This is a genomic window from Sulfitobacter marinus, from assembly GCF_900116285.1.
Classification (GTDB): Bacteria; Pseudomonadota; Alphaproteobacteria; order Rhodobacterales; family Rhodobacteraceae; genus Sulfitobacter; species Sulfitobacter marinus.
In genome coordinates, this window is sequence record NZ_FPAJ01000004.1 from 454,893 (window position 1) to 481,141 (window position 26,249).

23 protein-coding genes are annotated in these 26,249 nt (G+C 57.0%); 16 read left to right on the top strand and 7 right to left on the bottom strand.

Annotation, left to right across the window (positions count from 1 at the left end; all coding sequences use genetic code 11):
• Nucleotides 1–68 precede the first annotated feature (68 nt).
• On the bottom strand, nt 69–3,272 hold the full coding sequence (locus BM347_RS13645; protein WP_093916999.1) for a 4Fe-4S dicluster domain-containing protein: 3,204 nt from the start codon (nt 3,270–3,272) through the stop codon (nt 69–71).
• A gap of 152 nt (nt 3,273–3,424) precedes the next feature.
• Between BM347_RS13645 and BM347_RS13650 the strand changes: the two genes are divergently transcribed.
• A complete protein-coding gene (locus BM347_RS13650) occupies nt 3,425–3,640 on the top strand; it encodes a hypervirulence associated TUDOR domain-containing protein (protein ID WP_093917096.1) in 216 nt (71 codons plus the stop codon).
• A 22-nt stretch (nt 3,641–3,662) separates the two neighbouring features.
• On the opposite strand, the gene BM347_RS13655 is transcribed toward BM347_RS13650, so the two are convergent.
• From BM347_RS13655 to BM347_RS13665, 3 genes are all read right to left on the bottom strand, one after another.
• A complete protein-coding gene (locus tag BM347_RS13655) occupies nt 3,663–4,739 on the bottom strand; it encodes a YeeE/YedE family protein (RefSeq protein WP_093917000.1) in 1,077 nt (358 codons plus the stop codon).
• 6 nt (nt 4,740–4,745) lie between these two features.
• Nucleotides 4,746–5,081: an ArsR/SmtB family transcription factor gene (locus BM347_RS13660; protein ID WP_093917001.1), complete on the bottom strand. Its 336-nt coding sequence runs from the start codon at nt 5,079–5,081 to the stop codon at nt 4,746–4,748.
• 69 nt (nt 5,082–5,150) lie between these two features.
• A complete protein-coding gene (locus BM347_RS13665; protein WP_093917002.1) occupies nt 5,151–5,531 on the bottom strand; it encodes a thioredoxin domain-containing protein in 381 nt (126 codons plus the stop codon).
• A 68-nt stretch (nt 5,532–5,599) separates the two neighbouring features.
• Here BM347_RS13665 and BM347_RS13670 point away from each other — a divergent pair, with 68 nt between their 5' ends.
• The 10 genes from BM347_RS13670 (at nt 5,600) to BM347_RS13715 (ending at nt 13,991) form a co-directional block, all read left to right on the top strand.
• Nucleotides 5,600–6,340: a cytochrome c biogenesis CcdA family protein gene (locus BM347_RS13670; protein WP_093917003.1), complete on the top strand. Its 741-nt coding sequence runs from the start codon at nt 5,600–5,602 to the stop codon at nt 6,338–6,340.
• Nucleotides 6,341–6,365: 25 nt separating this feature from the next.
• Nucleotides 6,366–6,932 carry a thioredoxin family protein gene (locus tag BM347_RS13675; protein ID WP_093917004.1) on the top strand — a complete coding sequence of 189 codons (567 nt, stop codon included), beginning with the start codon at nt 6,366–6,368 and terminating at the stop codon, nt 6,930–6,932.
• 130 nt (nt 6,933–7,062) lie between these two features.
• Nucleotides 7,063–7,536 (top strand): sulfur oxidation c-type cytochrome SoxX, encoded by a 474-nt coding sequence (soxX, locus tag BM347_RS13680; protein WP_093917005.1) that lies wholly within the window; start codon nt 7,063–7,065, stop codon nt 7,534–7,536.
• A gap of 34 nt (nt 7,537–7,570) precedes the next feature.
• A complete protein-coding gene (gene soxY / locus BM347_RS13685; RefSeq protein WP_093917006.1) occupies nt 7,571–7,990 on the top strand; it encodes a thiosulfate oxidation carrier protein SoxY in 420 nt (139 codons plus the stop codon).
• Nucleotides 7,991–8,012: 22 nt separating this feature from the next.
• Entirely contained in the window at nt 8,013–8,342 is a 330-nt protein-coding gene (gene soxZ, locus BM347_RS13690; RefSeq protein WP_093917007.1) for a thiosulfate oxidation carrier complex protein SoxZ, read from the top strand.
• A 27-nt stretch (nt 8,343–8,369) separates the two neighbouring features.
• Nucleotides 8,370–9,224, top strand: coding sequence for a sulfur oxidation c-type cytochrome SoxA (gene soxA / locus BM347_RS13695; RefSeq protein WP_093917008.1), 855 nt, complete (start codon nt 8,370–8,372; stop codon nt 9,222–9,224).
• Between the two features lie 97 nt (nt 9,225–9,321).
• A complete protein-coding gene (gene soxB / locus BM347_RS13700; RefSeq protein ID WP_093917097.1) occupies nt 9,322–11,025 on the top strand; it encodes a thiosulfohydrolase SoxB in 1,704 nt (567 codons plus the stop codon).
• A 35-nt stretch (nt 11,026–11,060) separates the two neighbouring features.
• Nucleotides 11,061–12,332 (top strand): sulfite dehydrogenase, encoded by a 1,272-nt coding sequence (gene soxC / locus BM347_RS13705; protein ID WP_093917009.1) that lies wholly within the window; start codon nt 11,061–11,063, stop codon nt 12,330–12,332.
• Entirely contained in the window at nt 12,316–13,392 is a 1,077-nt protein-coding gene (locus BM347_RS13710; RefSeq protein WP_093917010.1) for a c-type cytochrome, read from the top strand. The genes soxC and BM347_RS13710 overlap by 17 nt, the downstream gene beginning before the upstream one ends.
• Before the next feature lie 161 nt (nt 13,393–13,553).
• Nucleotides 13,554–13,991 (top strand): DUF302 domain-containing protein, encoded by a 438-nt coding sequence (locus BM347_RS13715; protein WP_093917098.1) that lies wholly within the window; start codon nt 13,554–13,556, stop codon nt 13,989–13,991.
• Between the two features lie 3 nt (nt 13,992–13,994).
• On the opposite strand, the gene BM347_RS13720 is transcribed toward BM347_RS13715, so the two are convergent.
• Nucleotides 13,995–14,948 (bottom strand): MBL fold metallo-hydrolase, encoded by a 954-nt coding sequence (locus tag BM347_RS13720; protein WP_093917011.1) that lies wholly within the window; start codon nt 14,946–14,948, stop codon nt 13,995–13,997.
• Nucleotides 14,945–15,856 (bottom strand): MBL fold metallo-hydrolase, encoded by a 912-nt coding sequence (locus tag BM347_RS13725; protein WP_093917012.1) that lies wholly within the window; start codon nt 15,854–15,856, stop codon nt 14,945–14,947. Before BM347_RS13725 ends, BM347_RS13720 begins: the two co-directional genes overlap by 4 nt.
• Before the next feature lie 108 nt (nt 15,857–15,964).
• Here BM347_RS13725 and BM347_RS13730 point away from each other — a divergent pair, with 108 nt between their 5' ends.
• From BM347_RS13730 to BM347_RS13750, 5 genes are all read left to right on the top strand, one after another.
• Nucleotides 15,965–16,849 carry an MBL fold metallo-hydrolase gene (locus BM347_RS13730; protein ID WP_093917099.1) on the top strand — a complete coding sequence of 295 codons (885 nt, stop codon included), beginning with the start codon at nt 15,965–15,967 and terminating at the stop codon, nt 16,847–16,849.
• A gap of 15 nt (nt 16,850–16,864) precedes the next feature.
• On the top strand, nt 16,865–18,544 hold the full coding sequence (locus BM347_RS13735) for a bifunctional protein tyrosine phosphatase family protein/NAD(P)/FAD-dependent oxidoreductase (protein ID WP_093917013.1): 1,680 nt from the start codon (nt 16,865–16,867) through the stop codon (nt 18,542–18,544).
• Between the two features lie 90 nt (nt 18,545–18,634).
• Nucleotides 18,635–20,356: a SulP family inorganic anion transporter gene (locus BM347_RS13740; RefSeq protein ID WP_093917014.1), complete on the top strand. Its 1,722-nt coding sequence runs from the start codon at nt 18,635–18,637 to the stop codon at nt 20,354–20,356.
• A 105-nt stretch (nt 20,357–20,461) separates the two neighbouring features.
• On the top strand, nt 20,462–22,030 hold the full coding sequence (locus BM347_RS13745; RefSeq protein ID WP_093917015.1) for a class I adenylate-forming enzyme family protein: 1,569 nt from the start codon (nt 20,462–20,464) through the stop codon (nt 22,028–22,030).
• 40 nt (nt 22,031–22,070) lie between these two features.
• Nucleotides 22,071–23,615 (top strand): acetolactate synthase large subunit, encoded by a 1,545-nt coding sequence (locus BM347_RS13750; RefSeq protein ID WP_175498582.1) that lies wholly within the window; start codon nt 22,071–22,073, stop codon nt 23,613–23,615.
• 75 nt (nt 23,616–23,690) lie between these two features.
• Here BM347_RS13750 and BM347_RS13755 read toward each other — a convergent pair whose 3' ends face one another.
• Nucleotides 23,691–26,129 (bottom strand): mechanosensitive ion channel domain-containing protein, encoded by a 2,439-nt coding sequence (locus BM347_RS13755; protein ID WP_093917017.1) that lies wholly within the window; start codon nt 26,127–26,129, stop codon nt 23,691–23,693.
• Nucleotides 26,130–26,249: the final 120 nt, after the last annotated feature.

Here is a 26,249-nt window from a genome sequence, read left to right on the forward strand (position 1 = left end):
TATCATCGGCGCTATGACCGTGGGCGAAATCGTGCAGAAGGGTGCATCGGATCCAAAAGCGGCGCGGGTCATAAATCGATCTCCAATACGCCGTTTGGGTCTGCCGCGCGGGATTGGCAAAGGATAATCTCGGTCTCTCGTTGTTTGGCGGACAAGACGAAATCGCGGTGTTCAGCCTTGCCTGACAGCAGGTTGCATTTGCACACACCGCATATGCCATCCGCGCATTTAATGTTCAGTTTGATATCCGCGGCGATCAGCGCGTCGCTGGCCGATTGATCAGCGGTAACCGGGATTTCGCGGCCATCGGTCAGGCGCAGGGTGAAGGGATGGTTGATGTACTCGGGCACCGTGGGGGGCGCGAAGTATTCTAGGTGCAGGTTGTCACCCGGCAAGTCGCTTGCTCTGCCAGCGTCCATCACCGCTTGCATATAGGCGTCAGGGCCGCAGGTGTAGACATGGGTTCCTTTGACCGCTGTCGAGAGTAGGGCTGGCATATCGGCACGGGTGTTTTCCGCACTTATATGTATGCGAACACGGTCTGACCAAGGGACGCGCGCAAGCATGTCGATAAACGGGGCCGCCGCGCGGGACGGGGCAGAGTAGTGCAAATCAAAGGGCTGGCCGATTGAATGAAGACGGTGGGCAAAGGCAATCATGGGCGTAATGCCGATACCACCGCCGAACAACAGGCTGTGGGGGGCGTCTTCGATCAGTTCGAAGTGGTTTGTGGGGGCTGAAACAAACACACGTCGGCCTTGGGTGAAGATACGGTGAAGTAGCGCTGAACCCCCGCGCCCTTCTTCTTCGCGCAGGACGGCAATGCGGTAGCGTGTCCGGTCGGCAGGATCGCCCAGCAGCGAATAGGGGCGCAAGTATTCAGGGGCCACCACCAGATCAAGATGTGCGCCTGCGGTCCATTCCGGCAGGTCGTGGCCGTCCGGATGCACCAGATCATACAGGGTGACCGCGTCGCTTAGCTGTTGGACGCGTCCGATGCGCAGATCCAGCACCGGCGTGTCTGTGCCTGCATCATAAAGATGCAAGTGATCGGTTGCCCCAGCGGCACTGCGGGCGCGGTGTTCGTCTGCGGTAAGCAGGGCGGCATGCGCCTTGATCCCGGCCTCGCGGTTCATCGGGTCAGGATAGGGCCACGGATGCGGGGCAAGCGGGGCCGGGTAGACCGCCAAGGTCTGATCCTCGGCCCGCAGCTTCAAGTCGGGTTGGAGGTCGCGGGCATTGACCGGATGGGTGGGGGCCGTCACCGCGCCGCCGCGCTGGTGTTCGATGTCCCACCACCATTTCTTGACAGGGTTCAGCCCGCCACGGCCCAAGGCATCATCCAGCCGCGCCAACAGCGGTGCGGCAGCTGGGATGGTGCTGGCGGCCCAGCGAAACGGGGCCTCGGCGAACAGCCCTTCGAGGTTCCACGGGCAGGTTTTCATGCAGCGCCCACACATGGAGCCACCTTTGTTGGTGATCCGGTAGGTCGCGCATTTCTGGCTATCTGATTTCCAGATCTCATAGCCGTTGAACATCTTTTTCGGGCCTGCCGTGATCGCACCTGACGGGCATTCACGGGCGCATTTATTGCAGGCTTCGCAGAATTTTTGCAGGCCGAAATCGATAGGTTTGTCATGGGTCACGGGCATGGTGTGGGTCACAATGCCGGATTTCAGGCGGGGGCCAAGGAAGGGGTTCAGGATCACCTCGCCGATCCGGCTGACCTCGCCCAGGCCGGACAGCAGCAAAAGCGGCGGCTGAAGAACGTCGCCATCCATTACCGTATGTGCCTTGGCGTCAAAACCAAGGTTGCGCAGATGCTGTGCCAGAATGCCGCCCAGCACCGAAAACCGTAGGTAAGCACGCATGGATTGGGCGGTGCTGATCCAGTCATCGCCGGATGCGCCCTCCATGGTTTCAAAGCCTTGATCAATGATCAGGCCAAGCGATTGATCGTGGGGCGGTACGATAGGGGTGCCGGTGGCGTCATGGCTGTACCATGTCCAATCCGGGCAGGCAGAGGACCCGGCGGCATCGACGCCAAGAAAATATGCCGCCGCCTTCAGATTGGCGGCATTGCGCTGCGGGTCTGCGTCCAGAACGGTTGGGGCTGGCGTGCCTTTTTGCAGCAGGATCAGCGCGCCCAGCAATCGGCGCTGTGCCGATGCGGGGGCGGATTTGACGATATGTTGTCCGCCTTTCATGGCGTCCTGCACCTTGGGACCCATGTCGCCAAACTGGCCGCGCGCAAACATGTCCGTGCGCTTGGGGATGCGCGGCACATTTGGGGCATCGATATAGGTGGTGGGGTTGTCTACGCGTTTGAGCGTTTCAAACGGATGCGGGCCATCGACAAAGGCGCGCCGCGCATAGGGATCGTGACTGCGCGCGCTGGCCCCGCCGTGGGTGCCAAGCTGCCAGACGTGGCCGCGCAACACGGATGCGGGTTGCTGCGCAAGCGGACATAGCGGCAGGTCAGGGGCCAAGGTCATGTCAGTGGTGATCGCTGCAAGGCCAAAACGCTGGCCCAGCCATGGTACGCAGGGCGTGCCGTCTTGCATCACCGATAGGCCCGCCGCCAACGCCAGTTTGGGGAGGTGCACATCGCTGGAGGTTACCGAATGGGCACGCGCGTCAAAGCCGAGGATGCGGAGATATTCAGCCAGAACGGTTGCGTTCTCGGTCGCGCGCAACGCAGCGCGTTGGGCTTGTGCATCGGTGATCCAATCGCTGCCAGCTTCGTCCTTGGACGGATCGCGTGGGTAGGCGACCAGCACAACAATCGCGTGGGTATGGTGTGCAATCGCGCCAGCATCTGCGCCTGCAGTATCGCGCAGGTCGGCCATGATCGCGTCAATGCCTGTGGCAAGGGTCGTTGTCTGGCGATGCTTCAGATCCTCGACCAATGCGGCGACATCAGGGTTGGTCCGGGGGGCGGTTAGAAGTGCGCTTGGCGGTAGGGCGCAGATGCCCATCATCGAGGCGTCATTATAATAGCCAAAAGCCTTGAGGTGTCGCGCCCGTTCGAGCGGATCATCGGGGATCTCGGCGTGTGTACTGTTCACCGCGCCTGAACGCAGCGCATCCATCATCGCTTGGAATGGACCCATCGCATTGATGATGCTTGCGGGGCGGTGGGGCGCTGAAAACGAGACTTCGGGAAACGTTAAATCTGGTAAATCCACATGCGGCTGGGTTTCCCTGTGCAGCCGCTCAAGCGGGTAGGGGCCAAGATGAACGGGACGTGATTTTCCGGAGAATAACTTCATGACGGTGATCGTGACATTGGGGGTGGGGAAAGGACAGTGCAAAGATCGCACAATTGCGCGAAACAGCCCTGCTGGGAACCGATCTGCGCCCACCCTCGTTAGTCTACCAATGGTCCCTCGGGGGCGGCAGCGGCACTGAAAAGGAAACACAGATGGCAGAGATTTTGCAAGGTACCAAAGTTACTTGGAATTGGGGGCAAGGCACGGCCAGTGGGACCGTGCAAAAGACATATTCAAAAAGCGTTACGCGCAGCTTGAAAGGCACCGAGGTCACGCGCAATGGCACCAAGGATGATCCCGCGTTGTTGATCGAACAGGAGGACGGCGACGAGGTGTTAAAACTGTGCTCGGAAGTGGACGTTGCTTGAGCGCTATCGCAGGTCGCTGGACCTAACCAATAGGGCGAAACCCCTCAACCAGTTGCCGCAGGCCGATCAAGGCACCTAAAACAATGCAGGCTAATGTCACCGGCGCGCTGTAGGCCAGGACCGAAAAGGCGGACAGCCCCTGACCAACGCTGCACCCAACAGCCACCACGGCACCAAAGCCCATCAGGACGGCCCCGCCAATCTGGCGGCGCAATTCGCGGGGGTCTTCGCAGGCTTCCCACCGCATATGGCCCTTGATCAGGCATCCAGCCAGCGCCCCCAGAACCACCCCGACAACCGATCCGGTGCCAAAGCTGATCGTGTTGCCAGAGGATGTCATGACATACAGCAGCGTTTCACCGACAGGGGCGGTAAATGTGTGCGAGATGATGATGCTGCGGTCAAAACCGTTTGCGCTGATCCACTGGGTGGCGGCCCAGCCCGACACGATGGCAATGCCCACAACCGTACCCCACAGGATGGACGCAGGACTACTGCGCAGCCCCTTGTGCAGTAAGGTGCCGGCGATCAAAATACTGCCCGCGACGATGCCAACAAGATGCAGATCGACAGGCAGATGTCGGGCGATCAGATGGGCAATACCGGGGGGTGTCATGCCCGCCTCGGCCGTGGGGAACAGCATCAGCCGCAAACCAGAAAGAGGCCCGCCAAGCGCCACGTAAGCGGAGACGCCCATGACAATCACAATCATGAAGGACCGCAGATCGCCGCAGCCCATACGGGCCAGTGCGCCATAGCCGCAATTGCCCGCGATCGCCATGCCATAGCCGAAAACCAGCCCGCCTATGACGCTGGCCCACGGGTTCCACGCAAGCGATAGATATAACGTGCCGCTCATGTTCAGCAGCCCGCCGGCCGATAACCCGAATGCCCCGATCATCGCGACACCAAGGGCAATGCCCCACATCGCAAAACGGGTTGAGGTTGCGCCGTAATACAAATCTTCGATAGCACCCAAAGTGCAAAAACGGCCAAGGCGTGCGGCAAGGCCCAGCAGGATGCCGCCAAATAGTCCGGCACAGGCCATCAGTGTCGGTTCGGAAAACCGCTCTAACAGCTGCACGCCGATACCGGTCATGTCAGATCAATCGGCGCGGCAGAACAGATCATAGACGACTTCCATGATCTGCTTGGGCCGATCATCGGCAAGCCGGTAATAGATGGTTTTGCCGTCCCTGCGCGGGATCACCAAACCTTCAAGCCGCAGGCGCGAAAGTTGCTGGGATACGGCTGCCTGTCGGGCGGAAAGCAGCTCTTCGAGTTCAGTCACGGACTTTTCACCCGATGCCAGATGACACAGGATCATCAACCGGCCTTCATGGCTGATGGCCTTAAGAAAGTTGGAGGCTTGCACTGCGTTCGAAGCCATCTTGTCGAGGTCTTCGGCACACATATTTTTGTCAAAAACGGGTAGACCCACGGGATGGTTTCCTTAGCAAAATAGTCAAAATTCATAATTGCGTTGGCGATCCAACACAGCGGCTGGGCCTTAGCTTCCGTTCGGTGGCTGCATTAGTTTGGCATCAAACATCATTTTTTCCAAGACTCCCCAAAAGAAATCCTCGCCTGGATATCCTTCGATGCGCGAGAATTCATGGCCATCAACCATCAGAACAAAGGTCGGCGTGAACATCAGACGACGGTCAAAGTTAAGATCCGATGGCACCTCTGCCTTGATATCGATGCGACGTAGGGGAGCGATTTTACCGGCTTGGGTCTTGGGATAGATCGGCGCGATTTCCTGATCCCAACGGGCGCACCAGATGCAGCCTTTTTCCTCGACCATGACCAAGGACACCTCGGCCAGAGCCGGTCCTGACAAGGTGATCAGGGCGAGAAAAGCAAAAAGGATTGCGCGGATGCGTGTCATTAAAAGACCTATTGATTTCGCATAACATAATGCGAATATGTGCATGACACAAGATAAAGGCAGTCAACATGCTTGAAATTACGTTCATTGGTGCGGCATTTGCTGGATTGTTGTCCTTTCTGTCGCCCTGCATTCTGCCTATCGTCCCATTCTACCTTAGTTATCTGGCCGGCGTCGGGATGAACCAGATCACCGCAGATGGTCCCGTTGATGCATCGGTGCGCCGTCGCGCCGTGCTGGCATCCCTGTTTTTTGCCGCTGGCGTGATCACGATTTTCGTGGGGCTGGGCGCTGCAGCATCAAGCTTTGGCCAGGTTGTGCGCGAATATTTCGACTATCTGCGTTGGATCGCCGCGGCGATTGTCATCGCCATGGGGCTGCATTTTCTGGGGGTGATCCGTATCGGTTTCTTATACCGCCAGTTTCGCGCTGACGCCGGGAATACCGAGGCCACCAGCCTGATTGGCGCATATGTGATTGGCCTTGCCTTTGCGTTCGGTTGGACACCCTGCGTGGGTCCGGTGCTGGCGGCGATCCTGTTCACCGCCGCCGGTACAGATACCGCGACCAATGGCGCGCTATTGTTGTTCACCTATGGCGTCGGGATGACAGCCCCCTTTGTCCTTGCGGCGATGTTCATCGGGCCATTCATGCGGTGGATGGTACGGTTTCGCCAGCATCTGGGCACGGTCGAGAAGATCATGGGCGCTTTGCTGATCCTTTTCGGTGTGCTGATCGCCACGAACTCAATGAATTACATCGCTCAGTGGATGCTTGAAACCTTTCCGGTTTTCGGCGGCATCGGATGAGCTTGAATAAACAGGAGTATCTAGAATGAAACTTTTGAAAGCTTGCCTGACCGTTGTTTCACTGGCCCTTGCCGGGTCGGCATACGCTGTCGAACTGGGTGATGATGGCCTGCACAAAACCGAATGGATGCGCGACACGTTCAAGGATCTGCGTGACGATCTGGCCGAGGCCAATGAAGAAGGCAAACGGCTGATGCTGACGGTCGAACAGCGGGGCTGCATTTACTGTACAAAGATGCACCAAGAGGTGTTTCCCCTTCCCAATATCGACGCCTACCTGAAAGAGCATTTCTTTGTCGTGCAGATCAACATGTTCGGTGATGTCGAAGTCACGGATTTCGACGGCGAATCCCTGCCCGAAAAAGAGATGGTGCGTAAATGGGGGATGATGTTTACCCCGACGCTCGTGTTCTTGCCGCAAGAGGTGCCCCAAGGCAAAACGGCGGCCGAAGCTGCGGTCGCGACAGTGCCGGGGGCATTTGGGCCAGGCACGACTTTTAATATGTTACAATGGGTTGTCGACAAAGAGTACGAGGGCGACGAGCCGTTTCAAAAATACCTTGCCCGCAAAATGACCGAGCAGAACAATTAGCCTGCCTTCAAGACGCTCCGTATGCTGCCAGTTTAAAATCAATTTAAAATTCACAAAAGCGAATTTATAGTTGCGTCGATATGGCGGTGGGTCTACGCTGGTATACAAATAAGAGTCTTTGGGAGGACACATGAGAGTTTCAATATACGCCTTGGTGGCGTCCGTTGCTGTCACCACAAGCGCATTCGCAGCCGAAATCGAACCGACTGCCGTCAGCTATAATGACGGGGCCGTCGAAATGTCGTTGACCGGTGTGGCGGGTAACCCTGAAGAGGGTGCGAAAATTGTTGGCAGCAAAAAGTTGGGTAACTGCGTGGCCTGCCACGAAGTCAGCGCTTTGCCGGACATCGCTTTCCAAGGGATGATAGGTCCCGCGCTTGACGGCGCTGGCGACCGGTGGAGCGAAGCAGAGCTGCGCGGGATCGTGGCGAACGCCAAGATCATGTTCGAAGGCACGATGATGCCGTCCTTTTACAAGGACACAGGCTATATCCGCCCGGGCAAAGCCTATACCGGCAAAGCCGCCGATGACACGCTGGGGCCGCTTTTGTCGGCACAGCAAATCGAAGATGTAGTGGCGTATCTCGCCACCCTCAAAGACTAAAAGCCCGCTTAAGGGTTTGTTCAGGAGTATGACAATGGAATTCACAAGACGTAGTGCAATCGTCATGGGCGCAGGTGCATTTGCTGCGCTGGCGTTGCCAAAACTGGCTGTTGCAGCCGCAGGCGAAGACGCAATTGCTGCCTTTACGGGCGGCGCTGATTTGGCAGACACGGGTGTGACGCTTACCGCGCCCGAGATTGCTGAAAACGGTAACACAGTGCCAATCGAAGTCGACGCCCCCGGCGCGACAGAGATTATGGTTCTGGCCATGGGCAATCCAACGCCGGGCGTTGCGACTTTTGGTTTCGGTCCGCTTGCCGGATCGCAGCACGCGTCCACACGTATTCGCCTTGCGGGTACCCAAGATGTGGTGGCCATCGCCAAACTGGCTGACGGCTCCTTTGCGAAAGCATCGAGCACGGTAAAAGTGACAATCGGCGGCTGCGGCGGCTAAGGTATTATAAGGAATTAATGAAATGGCATCTGGTGTAAAACCCCGCGTCAAAGTACCAAAATCCGCTGCAGCAGGTGACACGATCACCATCAAGACGCTGATCAGCCACAAGATGGAATCCGGCCAGCGCAAAGACAGCGATGGCAATGCAATTCCACGTTCAATCATCAACCGCTTTACCTGCGATTTTAATGGTCAGAATGTGGTGGATTTCACATTGCAGCCAGCGATCTCGACCAACCCATACCTTGAATTCGACGCCCAAGTGCCAGAGGCTGGGACGTTCACCTTTACTTGGTATGACGATGATGGCGACGTCTATGAAGACAGCAAAGACATCGCAATCGGTTAAGCGTCTGCATTCTCGGGAGGAATAAGAATGAATAAATTCACCAAAGGGTTAGGGGCCTGCATGACCGCGATGATCGTGGCATCAGGTGCGCTGGCCGATCCAGCAGACGATACACTGGTCATCAATGATGAGATTGAAATCGTCACACGCACAGCAGCCCCTGCGCATCTTTCCGATGCGCTGGACGAGGTCATGTCGGGTTGGTTGTTTCGGGGCGCAGAAACCCGCGACATGGAACGCGATGACTTCGATAATGCTGGCATGATCTTTGTCGAAAAGGCCGAAGACGCCTGGAACACGGCTGATGGGTCTGCGGGTAAATCCTGTGCAGATTGCCACGGCGAATCCACCGAAATGGCGGGCGTGCGCCCAGTATATCCAAAATACGTCGAAGCCGCTGGCGAAGTGCGTACCTTGGAAATGCAGATCAACGATTGCCGTGAAAACCGCATGGGTGCCGAAAAGTGGAAATACACGGGCGGCGACATGGTCAACATGACGGCCCTGATTTCGTCGGTGTCACGCGGCATGCCTGTGAACATTACCACTGACGGTCCTGCCCAGTCCACTTGGGAACAGGGCAAGGAAATCTATTACACCCGTTTTGGTCAGCTTGAACTGTCCTGTGCGAATTGCCACGAAGATAACTACGGCAACATGATCCGCGCGGATCACCTGAGCCAAGGCCAGATCAACGGTTTTCCAACCTACCGTCTGAAAAACGCCAAGCTGAATTCGGCACATGCCCGCTTCAAGGGGTGTGTACGTGATACACGCGCTGAGACATTCAACCCCGGCAGCCCAGAGTTTGTGGCGCTGGAAATGTATGTTGGTTCACGCGGCAACGGATTGTCTGTCGAAGGGCCGTCTGTCCGCAACTAAATAATCAACGCCCCGTCCTGCATTCGCGGGGCGGGGTTTTTCGACCCATACTCATTCAAACATGCGCATGTGAATGCGCAAGATTAAGGCCAGTCGCATGATTTCTCGCCGTGATTTCCTCCAAGCCAGCATGGCTGCAACCGCTCTTTACGGGGCATCGTCCTTTGGTAACTGGGGCAAGCTGGCCGCACAGCAAGCACTGACCCAAGACAAGCTGTTGGAGTTTGATACCTTTGGAAACGTCAGTCTGATCCACATCACGGACATTCACGCGCAACTTAAACCGATCTATTTCCGCGAACCGTCCATCAATATTGGCGTAGGGGACAACAAAGGCGCGGTGCCCCATATCACCGGTGCCGATTTCCGTAAACTATATGGCATCGATGACGGCAGCCATTCGGCCTATGCGCTTACCTATAATGATTTTGCGTCACTGGCCCAAGGTTACGGCAAGATGGGCGGCCTTGATCGGGTGTCCACGGTGATCAACCAGATCCGTGCCGATCGCCCCGACGCGTTGCTGCTGGATGGCGGCGATACGTGGCACGGCAGCTATACCTGCTACCAGACCCAAGGGCAGGACATGGTCAACGTCATGAACGCGCTCAAGCCTGATGCGATGACGTTCCACTGGGAATTCACGCTGGGGTCGGACCGGGTGAATGAAATCGTCGAAGGGCTGCCCTTTGCGGCACTTGGTCAGAACATCTTTGACGCCGAATGGGACGAACCGACCGAACTGTTCCCCCCTTACAAGTTCTTTGAATCCGGTGGCGTCAAGGTCGCTGTGATCGGGCAGGCATTCCCTTATATGCCCATAGCCAACCCCGGTTGGATGTTCCCCGAATACACCTTTGGTATTCGCGATGAACGCATGCAGGAAATGGTCAACGAAGTTCGCGCCAAAGGGGCCGAGTTGGTTGTCTGCCTTAGCCATAACGGTTTCGACGTGGACAAGCAGATGGCTGGTGCCGTCACTGGCATCGACGTGATCTTGTCGGGCCACACCCATGACGCGCTGCCCGAACCTGTACTGGTCGGCGACACGATCATCGTTGCCTCGGGATCGAACGGTAAATTCGTGAGCCGCGTTGATTTGGACGTGCAGAACGGCCGCATGATGGGTTTTCGCCACAAGCTGATCCCAATCTTTTCGGATGTGATTACGCCGGACAAGGCAATCACCACACTGATCGATGAACAGCGCGCGCCCTATGCAGAACAACTGAGCGAGGTGATCGGCAAAACGGCCGATGACACGCTTCTGTACCGCCGCGGCAATTTCAACGGCTCGTGGGACGATCTGATCTGCGATGCGCTGCTGTCTGAACGCGAGGCCGATATAGCGCTAAGCCCTGGTGTGCGTTGGGGGCCGTCGATCCTCCCCGGTCAGGACATCACCCGCGAAGACATCTGGAACGTCACCTCCATGACCTATCCCGAGGCATACCGCACTGAAATGACCGGTGAATTTCTGCATGTCGTGTTGGAAGACGTGGCGGATAACCTGTTCAACCCTAACCCCTATTATCAACAGGGCGGCGATATGGTGCGCACTGGTGGGCTGGGTTACCGGATCGACGTGACCAAACCGCAAGGCAGCCGGATCACCGAAATGACGCTGTTGAAAACGGGCGAGCTGATCGACCCGGCCAAGACCTATCAGGTTGCCGGTTGGGCGAGTGTAAACCAAGGCACCGAAGGGCCGCCAATCTGGGATGTGGTGGAAAGCCATATTCGCAAATTGGGCACCGTGTCGCTTGCCGAAAATACCAGCGTAACCGTCGACGGCGTCTAACGCCGATACCAATCAAAAAAAGGGAAGGGTTTGTCATGTCAGACACCTTTGAAACTAAGACACCAAACCGCCGCGCGTTCTTGCGCGGGGCCGCGACCGCAGGGGTTGGCGCATTTGCCGCCGGATCTGCGGGTGCTCAGACGCCCGATCCGCTGATCACCGAAACCCAAGAATGGGCGCAGTCCTTTGGCGATGGGGTCGATGCCACGCCATACGGTTTGCCAATCAAATACGAGGATGATGTCGTTCGTCGCAATGTCGAATGGCTCACGGCTGACACGGTCAGCTCAATTAACTTTACACCGATCCACGCGCTAGACGGGACGATCACCCCCCAAGGCTGCGCGTTCGAGCGTCACCATTCCGGCGCGATTGAGCTGAAAAAAGAAGACTACCGTTTGATGATCAATGGGCTGGTCGATCGCCCGCTGGTCTTTACCTACGCCGATCTTGAGCGTTTCCCCCGTGAAAACCACACGTATTTTCTGGAATGTGCCGCTAACACGGGCATGGAATGGGCCGGTGCGCAGTTGAACGGCGCGCAGTTCACCCACGGCATGATCCACAACATGGAATATACCGGCGTGCCGCTGCGTACCCTGCTGGAAGAAGCCGGTTATGAAACGGCGGGCAAGTGGGTCTATGTCGAAGGCGCAGATGCCTCTTCGAACGGGCGGTCGATCCCGATGGAAAAAGCACTGGACGATGTCTTGGTCGCCTTCAAAGCCAACGGCGAGGCGCTGCGCAAAGAACATGGCTATCCTGTGCGTCTTGTCGTGCCCGGTTGGGAAGGCAATATGTGGGTCAAGTGGATCCGCCGTATCGAGGTGATGAACGCCCCGGTAGAGAGCCGTGAAGAAACCAGCAAATACACAGACACGCTGGCGAACGGCATTAGCCGCAAGTGGACGTGGGAGATGGACGCGAAATCCGTCGTCACCTCGCCCAGCCCGCAATCACCGATCAAACATGGCAAAGGTCCGTTGGTTATCACGGGTCTTGCATGGTCAGGCCGCGGCGCGATCACCCGCGTTGACGTGTCCAAGGATGGCGGCAAAACGTGGGAAACCGCGCGCCTTGCCAAACCCGGCGAGAAAATGGCGCTGACGCGCTTTTACCTCGACGTTGATTGGGACGGCGAGGACATGTTCCTGCAAAGCCGCGCGATGGATGAGACTGGATATGTCCAGCCCACCAAAACGCAACTGCGCGAGGTGCGCGGGCTGAATTCGATCTATCACAATAACTGTATACAAACCTGGTGGGTCCGCCCCAATGGGGAGGCTGAAAATGTCGAAGTTTCTTAAATCAATCTCTGTCGGTGCCATTGTCACAACACTGGCGATGCCTGCGGTTGCGCAGACCTATGGCTTGGGCCGCGCAGCACTACCCGAAGAAATCGCGGCGTGGAATTTGGACGTTCTTCCCGACGGCACGGGCCTGCCCGAAGGCCAAGGGGACGCGATTGTAGGCGAGGAAATATTCGCCGCCAAATGTGCCGCCTGCCATGGTGATTTCGCAGAAGGCATCGGCAACTGGCCGAAACTGGCAGGTGGTATGGATACGCTGGACCACGAAGACCCCTTGAAGACGGTCGGGTCGTATTGGCCCTACCTGTCCACCAGCTTTGACTACATCCGGCGTTCAATGCCCTATGGCGATGCAGGGACGCTCACGGCTGATGAAACCTATGCGATTGTGGCCTATATCCTGTATTCCAACGACCTGATCGAAGACGACTTCGTGTTGTCCAAGGAAACGTTTCTGGACGTCGAAATGCCCAACGCGGACGGGTTCGTTCTGGATGACCGGATGGAAAGCGAGGTCGCGATGTGGTCGGGCGAACCCTGCATGACCGACTGTAAAGACAGTGTCGAAGTTACCATGCGGGCGTTGGTTCTGGATGTTACCCCGCAAGAGGAAACAACAGAAGCTGCAGCCGAAGAACCTGCCGCCGCAGCGGAACCTGTCGTTGCCGAAACGCAGGAAGAGCCAGCACCAGAGCCGCAGCCAGCACCAGAGCCGGAAGTTGCCGCTGTGGATCCTGCCTTAATTGCTGCGGGGGAAAAGGTATTTCGCAAGTGTAAGGCGTGCCATCAAGTCGGTGACGGTGCCAAGAACCGGTCTGGCCCGATCCTGAACGGGGTGATCGGTGCGTCAATTGCTCATATTGATGGCTTCAAATACTCCAAAGCCTTTAAATCAAAGGCCGAAGAAGGTTTGGTCTGGACCGATGAAACCCTTGCCGCATTTCTGGCGGGGCCAAAAAAATACATCAAGGGTACAAAGATGGGTTTTGCTGGTCTGAAAAAAGACGCGGATATCGAGGCGGTCATCGCCTATCTCGCTACCTTTTCGGAGAAATGATGCCTGATTGCAGGTCGCGCAGGGTAGCCTGCGTGACCTGCATTACCAGAGGCGGATAATCTGACTGTTGGTATTCGGGCGCTGTCGTGGCTATGATTACGTAAGGTATCAGGCGGGGCTGTACCGGTGCCGCCGTGCCCAACCCTGAAAGGATGCATAAGATGAAACGAACCTTTGGTGCCCTTTTGCTTTGTCTTGCTGCCGTGCCCGTCGCGGCCCAAGATCAGGCGATCACGTTCCCCTATGATGGCAGCTTTGAGGATGCGACCTTTGCCGTTGAAAATGCAATCATCGGCAAGGGGCTGGTGATCGATCACGTTAGTCACGTGGGCGACATGCTGAACCGCACCGGTGCCGATGTCGGCAGCGATGTCGAGATTTACGCAGCCGCAGATGTGTTTTTGTTCTGCTCGGCTGTGTTGTCACGCAAGGTGATGGAGCTTGATCCGATGAACATTGCCCACTGCCCTTACAGCGTTTTCGTGACCGACATTGATGGCCAAGTTTCCATCGGCTACCCCACCTATCCCGAAGGGCCGATGCAAGAGGTTCAGGCGTTTCTGAACGATCTCGCACAAAACGCGCTCGACGGGTTCTAAAGCTTATTCAAACTCCATCTGTTCGAACACGCGGCCCGCATTTTTAGTCGCCAGTTCCTCGAATGTATCCAGATGGGCATAGGGCGATTGGTCGACGTAATATGCGTCGGCCAGTGATCCACCTGCATCCAGATGATCCCTGATTTTACCGCGCAGATATTCAAGATACCCTTTGGTATAGCGCCGCACCTGCGCCATGTTGGTGGGGTGTCCGTGACCGGGAATGACATAGGTCGCGCCCAAGGCTTCGAACGGGCCATCCCAGGTTTCCAGCCATTCATCGGTCAACGTGTCGGTGAAAATCGGCAGCATGCGTTCGTGAAATGCCATATCACCGGCAATGACCAGACTTTGTTCGGGCAGCCAGATCACAATATCGCCGGGGCTGTGCGAGGGGCCAAGATGCAGTGCCTCAATATGGAAATCACCCATATCAACGGTATATTCATCGTCAAAGGTTTCTGTGGGTGGGGTCAATTCGGTGCCGTCTGCACGTTCCTTTAACCGGGCTTGCGCCGCGCGCAGCGATCCGGGGCCTTCATCCTCAAACGCCTCTGCTGCGTCCGTTTGCGCGATGATCTTGACGCCTTGTTCAGCCCAATAGGTGTTGCCCAGCATGGCATGGCCTTGGCCATTTTCGTTGAACACCAGCTTGACCGGTTGATCGGTGGTCGCCTTGATTTCGTGATGCAGCGCCTCGGCCAGTTGATACGAGCCGCCGCTGTTGATGACCACAACACCATCGCCGGTCACGATGAAGCTCAGGTTATTATTGTGGCCTGCATTCTCATAGGTCGGCGGGGCAGTGGCCCCGATCGCGGAAAACACATGCGGGATGAATTCCACGGGTTTGGAGTAGAGAACCGAGCCGGGGTATTGATCTGCGATATCTTCGCTGGCGAAGACGGGCAGGGCGAGAAGAGCGAGGGTAACAGCCGTCAGCGCGCGCGTTGTCATAGCTCTGTCCTGAATGTGAAACCATCAGTGGTTTTTTCGATCCGCCCCAGCCCGCCATGGCCAAGGTGAAACCCGACGATGGGCATATTGGCCGCGGCCAGATCATTGATCAAACCAACCCGTGTCTTTGCGCCCAGCACCGGATCTTGGTCCGATCCGGATTTCCACGCGGGACGGGCCAAGGCGATGTGATCATTGCCGATACTATCACCCACGATCATCACGGCTGTATTATCTGCGCGGACTTCAAACGCCATGTGGCCGGGTGTGTGGCCGGGTGTCATGCGCGCACCAACGCCGGGCAGAACTTCGTCGCCGTCGTTAAAGAACTGCATCTGTTCGGCGATTATACCCAACCGTCGAGCGGCCCCCACAGCAAAGGCCTGACGGCCACTATCGATGGTATTCACGGTGTTTGGATCAGTCCAATAATCCCATTCGGCCTGTCCGATATAATGGGCCGCGTTGGTAAACAGTGGATCACCGAAATCATCCAGCACCCCCCACAGATGGTCAGGGTGGCCATGGGTTAACACCAGATCGGTGATGTCTTCTGGGGCAACACCCAGAGCGTCTAGCGCGTCGAGCATCTTGCCGGCGGTGGGCATGAACTCAGACCCTGATCCCGCGTCAAACAAAACCACACGTCCGTTCCCGCGCAGCAAGCTTAGGTTACAAGGCGGTGTCAGCTGTTCATATTCCTGACCAAGCCGGTTCAGGACCGGCATCAATTCGTCCTTTGGCATGGGGGCAAAGATGAAACTGCCAGGAAGTGTGAGATGCCCATCGCTCACCACATCCAACGTCATGTTTCCGATTGCCATCTGGGCATGCAGTAAACCGGGCAGACCCATCAATGCGCTGGCTGCGACACCTTGCAGCATGAAGTCGCGTCTATTTGTGACCATAACCCACTTCCCAAATTAAAAATTCCATAGTATGAATATGTCCTAAGACGCGCCCTCGTGCAAGACATGTTCTGGGCGCGTTTCCCCGCCTTAGAGGAGCATGATGCCATGACGGACTACCCAGTAGATATGAGCGTAACCCCAGAGGTTTCCGGCCATTTCGACCCAGCAACCAACACGATCAGCTATATCGTGCGCGATCCCAATTCGAATGCCTGTGCGATTGTCGACTCGGTCATGGACATTGATTATGCAGCGGGTCGCATCACCTATGACCACGCGGACAACCTGATCGCCGAGATCGAAAACAAGGGGCTGCAGTTGGAATGGATCATCGAGACCCATGTCCACGCAGACCACCTTTCAGCAGCGCCTTATATCCAGCAAAAGCTGGGTGGTAAAATTGGCGTTGGCGAAAAGATCATGGTGGTTCAGGACACCTTTGGCAAAGTATTCAACGAGGGCACCGAATTCCAACGGGACGGATCGCAGTTTGATGCATTGTTCAAAGATGGTGACACCTATCAAATCGGCGGCATGAATTGCTTTGCCATGTACACACCCGGCCACACGCCCGCCTGTATGGTGCATGTGATGGGCAACGCGGCCTTTGTCGGGGACACGTTGTTTATGCCCGACGGCGGATCGGCGCGGGCGGATTTCCCCGGCGGCGACGCGGGCCAATTGTACGACAGCATCCAAAAGGTTCTGAGCCTGCCGGACGATATGCGCCTGTTCATGTGCCATGATTATGGCCCCAATGGTCGTGATATTCAGTGGGAAACCACAGTAGGCGAGGAAAAGGCCCACAACATTCATGTCGGCGGCGGCAAAACCCGCGATGAATTTATCGCCTTCCGCACCGAACGTGACGCGCAGTTGGATATGCCGAAGCTGATCATCCCATCGCTTCAGGTCAATATGCGTGCGGGCAATATCCCCAAGGACAAAGACGGAAATACAATGCTCAAGGTGCCAGTTAACGGCTTGTAAGAAAGAGTTAATATTGTGGAAATCAAGAAACTCACGGAACGCCTCTCAGTAAGCCCTCAGATTACGGCTGATGATATGGCCAAGCTGAAAGCCGAAGGTTTTCGCGCCATCATCTGCAACCGCCCCGACGGCGAGGGCACCGACCAACCCAGCTTTGCCGAGATCGAAACGGCGGCGAAGAAACAGGGGTTTGAGGCGGTCTATATTCCCGTCGCCGCTGGCAAAGTTGTCGATACCGAGGCTGATGCCTTTGGCGCGGCGATGGATGCGTTGCCAGCGCCGGTTTTGGCTTACTGCCGTTCGGGTACGCGGTCGGCCACGCTTTGGTCGTTGTCGCAGGCAGGTAAGTCCGATCTGGCCGATATTCTGTCCAAGACCAAGGCCGCCGGCTACGACATGTCTGGCGTGGTACGGCGCATTGCGAATGGTGACAAAACCCCTACGGATACCGGCGATGTCAAATATGAAGTGGTGATCGTGGGGGCCGGTGCGGGCGGTATCGCCACTGCCGCCAGCCTGAAGGCGCGCAAACCGGACCTTGAGATTGCAATCATCGATCCCGCCGACGTGCATTACTATCAACCCGGCTGGACCATGGTGGGCGGCGGGGTTTTCGATGCCTCCCAAACGGCCAAGACAATGGGATCCCTGATCCCGCAGGGTGTGCATTGGATCAAGGCCGCCGTTGCCGCGTTCGAGCCCGCAAACAACGCCGTCATCCTCGATGGGTGCCGCGTGGTGAAATATAAGCGGTTGGTCGTCTGTCCGGGTCTCAAGCTGGATTGGGGCAAAATCGAAGGACTGAACGAGACGCTGGGCCAAAACGGCGTTACCTCGAACTACCGCTATGATCTGGCCCCCTACACGTGGGAACTGGTCAGCACGATGACGTCGGGCCGCGCGATTTTCACGCAACCGCCGATGCCGATAAAATGCGCCGGAGCCCCTCAAAAGGCGATGTACCTGTCAGGCGACGCTTGGCATCGCCGTGGCGTGCTAAAGGACATCGACATTCAATTCAACAACGCGGGCGGTGTGTTGTTTGGGATCAAGGATTATGTGCCTGCGCTGATGGAATATGTGCAGAAATACGACGCCAAATTGAACTTCTTTCACAATCTCGTTGCGGTTGACGGACCGGCGAAAAAGGCGTGTTTCGAGGTGACCAAACCTGACACGCCTGTTGAACGGGTCGAGATGGATTTCGACATGATGCATGTGTGTCCGCCGCAATCCGCCCCCGATTTTATCCGCGTCTCGCCCTTGGCGGATGCGGCGGGCTGGGTCGATGTCGATCAGGCCACCTTGCGCCACAAAAGCTATGATAACATCTGGGCATTGGGCGATGTGATGAACGCACCAAACGCCAAGACAATGGCCGCTGCGCGCAAACAGGCACCGGTCGTCGCCAGCAATATGGTCGCCGACATGGACGGGAAATCAGCCACCAGCCAGTATGACGGCTATGGGTCATGCCCGCTGACGGTCGAGCGCGGCAAAATCGTGCTGGCCGAATTCGGCTATGGCGGCGTGCTTTTGCCCAGCTTTCCCAAGGCGATCATCGACGGGACAAAACCCAGCCGGGCCGCGTGGTTTCTAAAGGAACGGCTGTTGCCGCCCATCTATTGGCAAGGGATGCTGAAGGGTCATGAATGGCTGGCCAAGCCCGAACCGATCTCTGCCAAAGTTGACTAAGATCAAAGGGAGCGCCTCCCGGTCAAGGGACACTCCGAACAGGCCCGATGCTATCGGGTCTGCCATCACATAACGAAAGCCAGCGCGACAATGTCTCAGAAACTCACCAGATATCTGCCGATCCTTGACTGGGGACGCAGCTATAACGAAGTGGCGCTGTCTAATGACCTGATGGCCGCTGTGATCGTGACGATCATGCTGATCCCGCAATCTTTGGCCTATGCGTTGTTGGCGGGGTTGCCCCCTGAGGCGGGGCTTTATGCATCGATTGTGCCGATCATACTCTACGCGATCTTTGGCACCAGCCGCGCCTTGGCTGTTGGCCCTGTTGCTGTTGTCTCGCTGATGACGGCTGCGGCCTTGGGCCATATCGCGGATCAAGGCACCATGGGCTATGCTGTCGCGGCGCTGACCTTGGCATTTCTATCGGGGGCGATTTTGCTGGCGATGGGGGTGTTCAAGCTGGGGTTTCTGGCCAATTTCCTGTCCCATCCGGTTATTGCAGGGTTTATCACCGCGTCAGGTGTCATTATTGCCGCCAGCCAAATCAAACATATTTTAGGCATCAGCGCGTCGGGTGAAAACCTGATCGAGCTGCTCCATTCCATCGTTGTTCATCTGGGGGGCACGAATTGGATCACGCTGATCATCGGTGTGTCCGCGACGGCGTTTTTGTTCTGGGTTCGCAAGGGGCTCAAGCCGTTTTTGAAATCCAAAGGGGTCAGTGCAGGGGCGGCAGATGTCGCGACCAAAGCCGGACCTGTGGCGGCGGTGGTTCTCACGACCGTGGTTGTGTGGCTGTTCGGTCTATCCGATCACGGCGTACGAATTGTCGGCGCTGTCCCGCAAAGTTTGCCGCCGTTGACCATGCCCGACTTTTCATTCGATCTGATGGGCGCGCTGTTGTTGCCTGCCATCCTGATCTCGGTCATCGGCTTTGTTGAATCAATCTCGGTTGCGCAGACCTTGGCCGCGAAAAAGCGCCAGCGCATCGACCCCGACCAAGAGCTGATCGGTCTGGGCACTGCCAACCTTGGCGCGGCGTTTACGGGTGGTTTTCCCGTGACGGGTGGTTTTTCCCGTTCTGTTGTGAATTTTGATGCCGGTGCCGAAACCCCTGCGGCAGGGGCGTTCACCGCCGTTGGGCTGGCCATTGCAGCGCTTGCGCTGACGCCACTCGTGTTTTTCCTGCCGCAGGCCACGCTTGCGGCGACCATCATCGTTGCGGTGCTAAGCTTGGTTGATTTCAGCATCCTCAAAAAAGCATGGGGCTATTCCAAAGCCGATTTCGCAGCGGTTCTTGCCACGATGTTGGTCACCTTGGGCAGCGGTGTGGAACTGGGCGTAACCTGCGGTGTGGTTCTGTCGATATTTCTGCATCTATATAAAACCACCAAGCCGCATATCGCCGAGGTGGGGTTGGTGCCAAGCACCGAACACTTCCGCAATATCAACCGCCACAAGGTTGAAACGGACCCGGCTATTCTGACCCTGCGCATCGACGAAAGCCTGTATTTCGCCAATGCGCGTTTCCTTGAGGATTATATCTATGATCGTCTGGCGGGTGACGAGACGATCAAACACGTTGTTCTGATGTGCTCTGCCATCAATGAAATCGACTTTAGCGCACTGGAATCTCTTGAGGCGATCAATGCCCGCCTTCGGGATATGGGGATCAAGCTGCACCTGTCCGAGGTCAAAGGCCCTGTGATGGACCGGTTGCAAAAGCATCACTTTATAGCAGACCTGACGGGCCAAGTGTTTTTGTCCCAGCATGCGGCCTATGATGCGCTAAAAAATTCCGCCACGTAAGTTACATCCATTTGCAAGTTTATTTCTGATCGTTACAACGGTCCCGAGGGCCATTTGCGAAACACTGTTCCGCAGATGGCGGAGGAGCCAGTTCAGGAATAACCGATGATATCGATCAACCCACCCATACCACCCAGCATGCCAGCCAAGAATATCGTAGAAGCCGTGCGTGCCAACGCGCGGGCGAACCCTGACAAGCTGGCACTGGTTTGCGAGGGGCAGCGGGTCAAATGGGGCGCGTTCAATAGGCGGATCAACAAAATCGCCAACCTGGTCCTGTCGCTTGGGGTCAAGAAGGGCGATAATATCGCGATCATCTCTCCGAACTCGATCCCCTATGCGGAATTGTTCATGGGTATTTTGCGGGCAGGGGCCTGCGTGACACCGCTATCGACAATGGCGTCGCCTGATGCCTTGCAAAAGATGCTGACCGATTGCGGTGCGCGGGCGATATTTGTCGCAGCGCAGTACCTTGATCTGGTGGACGGTTTTGTGGCCGATCTGGATATCGCCCGCTTTGCGATTGATTTCGACCATGCTGCATTTACTGCCTATGATGCGGCGGTCGAGGCGGCGGATGATACTGATCCCGATATCGCGCTGGATTTGTCGGATGCGTTCAACCTGATCTATTCGTCAGGGACCACTGGCACCCCCAAGGGTATCCTGCACAATCACGCGATGCGAACCGCGCAAATGGAACGGGTGACGCCGAACGGATACGACGATGACGCGCGCACGCTGCTGTCGACGCCGCTGTACTCCAACACCACAATCGTGTCGTTCCTGCCCACGCTTTATGGCGGATCGACCGTCTATCTGATGCCGAAATTCGACGCGCGCGGATATCTTGAGATCGTGCAGCGGGAAAAGATCACCCACACAATGCTGGTGCCCGTCCAATACAAGCGCATCATGGATATCCCCGATTTTGACAGTTTTGATCTGTCTTCCATGAAGGTCAAATTTTCGACCTCGGCCCCTTTGCGCGCCGAACTCAAGGCTGATGTGTTGGCCCGGTTCCCGGGCAAGCTGCTGGAATACTATGGCCTGACCGAGGGCGGCGGCGTGACGGTGCTGAACTCGTCCGAACATCCTGACAAGCTGCACACCGTTGGGCAACTGGCCCCCGGCAATGACATCCGCCTGATTGACGAGGCCGGTAACGAAGTGCCCCAAGGCCAGGTGGGAGAGATTTGCGGCCGCGGCCCCACCATGATGGCGGGATATTTCGGACGCGATGATCTGACCGCCGATTACATCTGGCGCGATACCCAAGGACAGGTATTTTTCCGCTCTGGTGACATGGGCCGCTTTGACGAGGATGGGTTTCTGATCCTGTCAGACCGCAAGAAAGATATGATTATTTCGGGCGGCTTGAACATCTATGCAGATGACCTTGAACTGGCGTTGCTGGCCGATCCTGACGTGACCGATGCCGCCGTGATCGGTGTGCCGTCTGACGCTTGGGGCGAGACGCCGTATGGCTTGGTCGTCCTGCGCGATGGGGCCACCCGCACTGCCGAACAAATCTGTGCCGATGCGAATGCGAAACTGGGTAAAAGCCAACGCCTGTCAGCGGTCGAAGCGCGCGAGGTATTGCCGCGCAGCTCCATCGGGAAAATCCTGAAAAAAGAACTCCGCATCCCGTTTTGGGAAAATGCGAACACCTGAGCCAAAGGAATATAACGTGAGTACCCAAGACGATACGCCAATGAACGGTGCCGAAAGCCTTGTGAAAACCCTGCTCGATAGCGGGCTGGATACGTGTTTTACCAACCCCGGCACGTCCGAGATGCACTTTGTTGCGGCGCTTGACCATGTGCCGGGCATGCGGTCGATCCTTGTACTGCAAGAGGACGTCGCCACCGGTGCGGCCGACGGGTATTTCCGCATGGCTGGGAAACCCGCCTGCACATTGCTGCACCTTGGTCCGGGTCTCGCCAATGGTTTGTCGAACCTGCACAACGCGAAAAAGGCGGGCTCCGGTGTGGTGAACATCGTTGGTGAACATGCGGTCAGCCATATCGAGTTGGACGCGCCGTTGACTTCGGATATCGAAGGCATCGCAAGGCCGGTATCGCATTGGGTGCACACGTCGCTGTCGGCCACTGATGTAGGCGCGGATGCGGCCAAGGCTGTGCATGCGGCCAATGTGGCACCGGGGCAGGTGGCCACGTTGATGCTGCCCAGTGACACGGCGTGGAACGACGGCGGTAAAGTGGCTGCGCCGCTCGCGGCGACACCGCGGCCCAGCTATGACCAAGACGCCTTGGAAATCGCCATCGCAGCGTTGTCCGGCCCTGACAGTCTGTTGCTGCTGGGCGGTGCCGCGTTGGATGAACAGACGTTGGAAACAGCCGGGCGCATTGCCGCGAAAACGGGCTGCAAGTTGCTCTGCGAATGGGCGAACTCCAAACTTGAGCGCGGGGCAGGGCGGGTCATCATTAACCGTGTGCCATACCCGATTGATCAGGCGCTCGAGGCGCTTGCGCCGTTCAAACGGATCGTTCTTGTTGGTGCCCGTGCACCCATCGGGTTCTTTGCCTATCCGGGCAAGCCTGCGATCCTGACGGCACCGGGGACGGATATTATTGAACTGTGCCAAACGTCCCAAGACATCGCGGGGGCGCTGGATGCTCTGTGCACGGGCGCAGATGCGCAAAACACAGCGCCCGCAAAAGTCGCCCAATCTGTTGTGCCGGATAAGCCCAACGGCCCGCTGGACCCCGACGGGATTGCATCGGTTCTGAGCCGCGTTATACCTGAAAACGCCATCGTCGTGGACGAGGCGATTACTACGGGTCGCGCGTTTTTTCCGGTCACCGCAGGTGCCCCGAGACACACTTGGCTGAACAACTGTGGTGGCTCCATCGGCTATGGCTTGCCGGTCTCAATCGGTGCGGCGGTGGCCTGCCCGGATCGCAAGGTTCTGGCTTTGGTTGGCGATGGCAGCGCGATGTACACCATTCAGGCGCTTTGGACGCTGGCGCGCGAACAACTGGATGTGACGATCGTGATCTTCGCCAACCGTGTCTACAAAATCTTGCGCGGAGAGTTGACGAATGTGGGTGTCACCAACGCTGGCCCCAAGGCGATGGATATGCTGTCGCTGGACCAACCGACGCTGAAATTCGTCGAAATGGCGCAGTCGATGGGGGTCGAGGCAACGCAGGTCACCGATTGCGAGGCGTTGGAGCTTGCGATTGAAACAGGTCTCGCGACCAAGGGTCCGTATCTGATCGAAGCCGTGCTATAACCGCTATCAGCCGAGTAACAAAAAGCCCCCCGCCTCGGTGTGAAGCGGGGGGCTTTTTCTATCTGCGGGGCAAGGTTAGCGATCTGCGCCGCCCTCTGCATCATTCGCATCATCACTGTCGGGCACATCGTCCTTTTTGATCGGCTTTGTCTTTGTTTTCTTGGACGGTGGGGTTTGCTGTTTTTGCGGGCCTTCGATCTTGAACGGCTGGGTGGTGCCATCCTTGTTTTCGCCCAGCCAGATGGTTTGCTGCGGGAACGGAATTTCAATACCGCGCTCGTCAAACACCATCTTGAGATAGCCGTTGAACATCCGGCCAATACCCCATTGCTTGCCGGGCTTGGTCTTCATCCGGGTTCGCAGCACAACTGCGCTGTCGCCTAGGGATTGCACACCGAACCATTCCAATTCGCTGATGATATCATCCGCGATATCAGCCTCGTTTTCGGTCATCCGGTCGAAGGCATCGAACATGGCTTGCTTGGCCTCTTCGATATTCTCGCGGTAGGCGATGCCCATATCGGTCACCGTGTAGGCAAAGCCGCGCATGTAATTGCTGACCACATCTACCGTCGAAAACGGGATCATGTGGAACACGCCCTGCACATCGCGCAGCGATACCGACCGCACGGACAGCTTTTCGACCGTGCCGGTGGTGCGGCCAACGGTTATCACATCGCCAACGTTGATGACGTTTTCGAACTGAATAAAAATACCGGTGATGATGTCTTGGACCATCTTTTGCGCACCGAAACCGATGGCAAGGCCCAACACCCCAGCCGAAGCCAGCAGCGGGCCGATATCCAGACCGATTTCGCTAAGCACGAACATCAGCGTCAGAATAATCAGGGCAATCGTCGCGGCATTGCGCATCAACCCCCAAAGCGTCGTCTCGCGAGAGGTCGGCACCGCCCCGTATTCGGGGTTCAGTTTGTAATCGACAAAGGATGTGACAGCCAACCAAATGCCAAAGGCCACGGTCAGGATCAAACCGACGGAGACCAACGCCGTTGTCACTGCCAGCCCGAATTTGCTTTCCAGCCAGGCTTTCATGTCGATCATGCCGATGACATCCAGCGCAAACATCAGCACACAGATCAGCAGGATCAATCGCAAGGCACTAAAGGCCCGTGGGACAAAGGCATTGATCCGGTGTTCAAGCAGCGGCAGTTTTTCGTTGATATCCTGAGGCAGCGAAATACCGCGATGCACGGCGCGCGCCAGCACACCCGACAACAGAGCGGCGATGATGATTGCCGCCAGAATTTTGCCCGATCCCACAATGGCGTCCCATGTGACTTCGGCGGGTTGGGTCATCACGACAAGGAACATCGCGGCGATATATGCCAATACGACCCAGTGCCAGATGCCCGCCAGCGCACGTAAGAACCGCATGATGATGCTGTTCTGGCGATCTTGTGCCGGGGCTTGATCCGCCGCATTGGCAGGCAGATTCGTATCCGGCTCATCCTGGAGCCAGCGGGCGACATCTTTGCGGCGGCGCAGGACAACATAGACCAGATAGAGCAGTACAATCACCGAAAGCAGCGCAGACACGGCAGAGGCCGCAGCAGCATTCACGTTCTGGCTGATGATCGGCACGATCAGCAATTGCCCATAGCCCAATACGCTGATGATAATGCCAAGGTATCGGTTCAAAGCACGTGCCGCGAAGTCGCTGACCGGAACAATACGCAAGCCGGATGCAACGGGGGAAAGAAACGCGCGGATCACGACCTTGGTCATTTCCACCAGCAGGAAGGCATTCAGATACAACGATTGCCGGATGCCAATTTCCCCCGGCTCCCCGACAGCATAGAGCGCGATCACATAGCCCGCAGCCCACGCGACGATCACAATCAAAGCGTCAAGAAGGTTCGACCGGATGAACAGCGCGATTGAGCGGAAAATGCCAACATTTCCAGCTCTCTCGCCCATGCGCATATACAGCCGGCGGGCGAAATAACGCAGTGCAAAGAAAAGCGCAAAGGTGATCCCAATCACCGCCAAAAGGCTTGGAAGCGCGTCCCTCAGCACGGACAGTTCGGTGCCGCTCAGCCCGGAAAGAACGCCTTCGCCACCGGCCACGCCACCCTTGAGCGTAGCCCATAATGCCGTCACCGTTGCGGCAGAACCTTCAACAAACTCTTGGGTCGTTGTCGCGATCTGGCCGACAATCGACATGCCTTCCTCGCCATCGGCCTGCGTGGTGCTGTCGTCCTTGGCGGGACCTTCGCCATCGTTTTCCGGTGCGACTGTTTTCTCCAGCTCCTCGATCAATTCGGCGCGGGCACCCTCGTCCTTTAGGACTTCAAGCAGCGCCGCCAGCGGTGTCTGATCGCCCTCGGAAGCGGTATCTGCGCTTGCGTCATTTGATCCCGAGCCGCTCAGGCCCGGAAACAGCGATTGCGCCTGCGTGGTGATGGGAAACAACGAGATCAGACTGACGATCAAGGCCGCCACAATAAGGTGTAGAGTTTTGCCGGGGCGGGCAGTCGCCTTGGAAAGGTTCATTATCGTCACTTTCTTTATCAGTCCTATTGATCACACCAAACGATGTGCTGCGCCCGCCGAACGGGCTGCTGCCTTATGGGGTCAGCGGGCTGTAAAGAAAAGTAAGTTATTTCGTGAAAA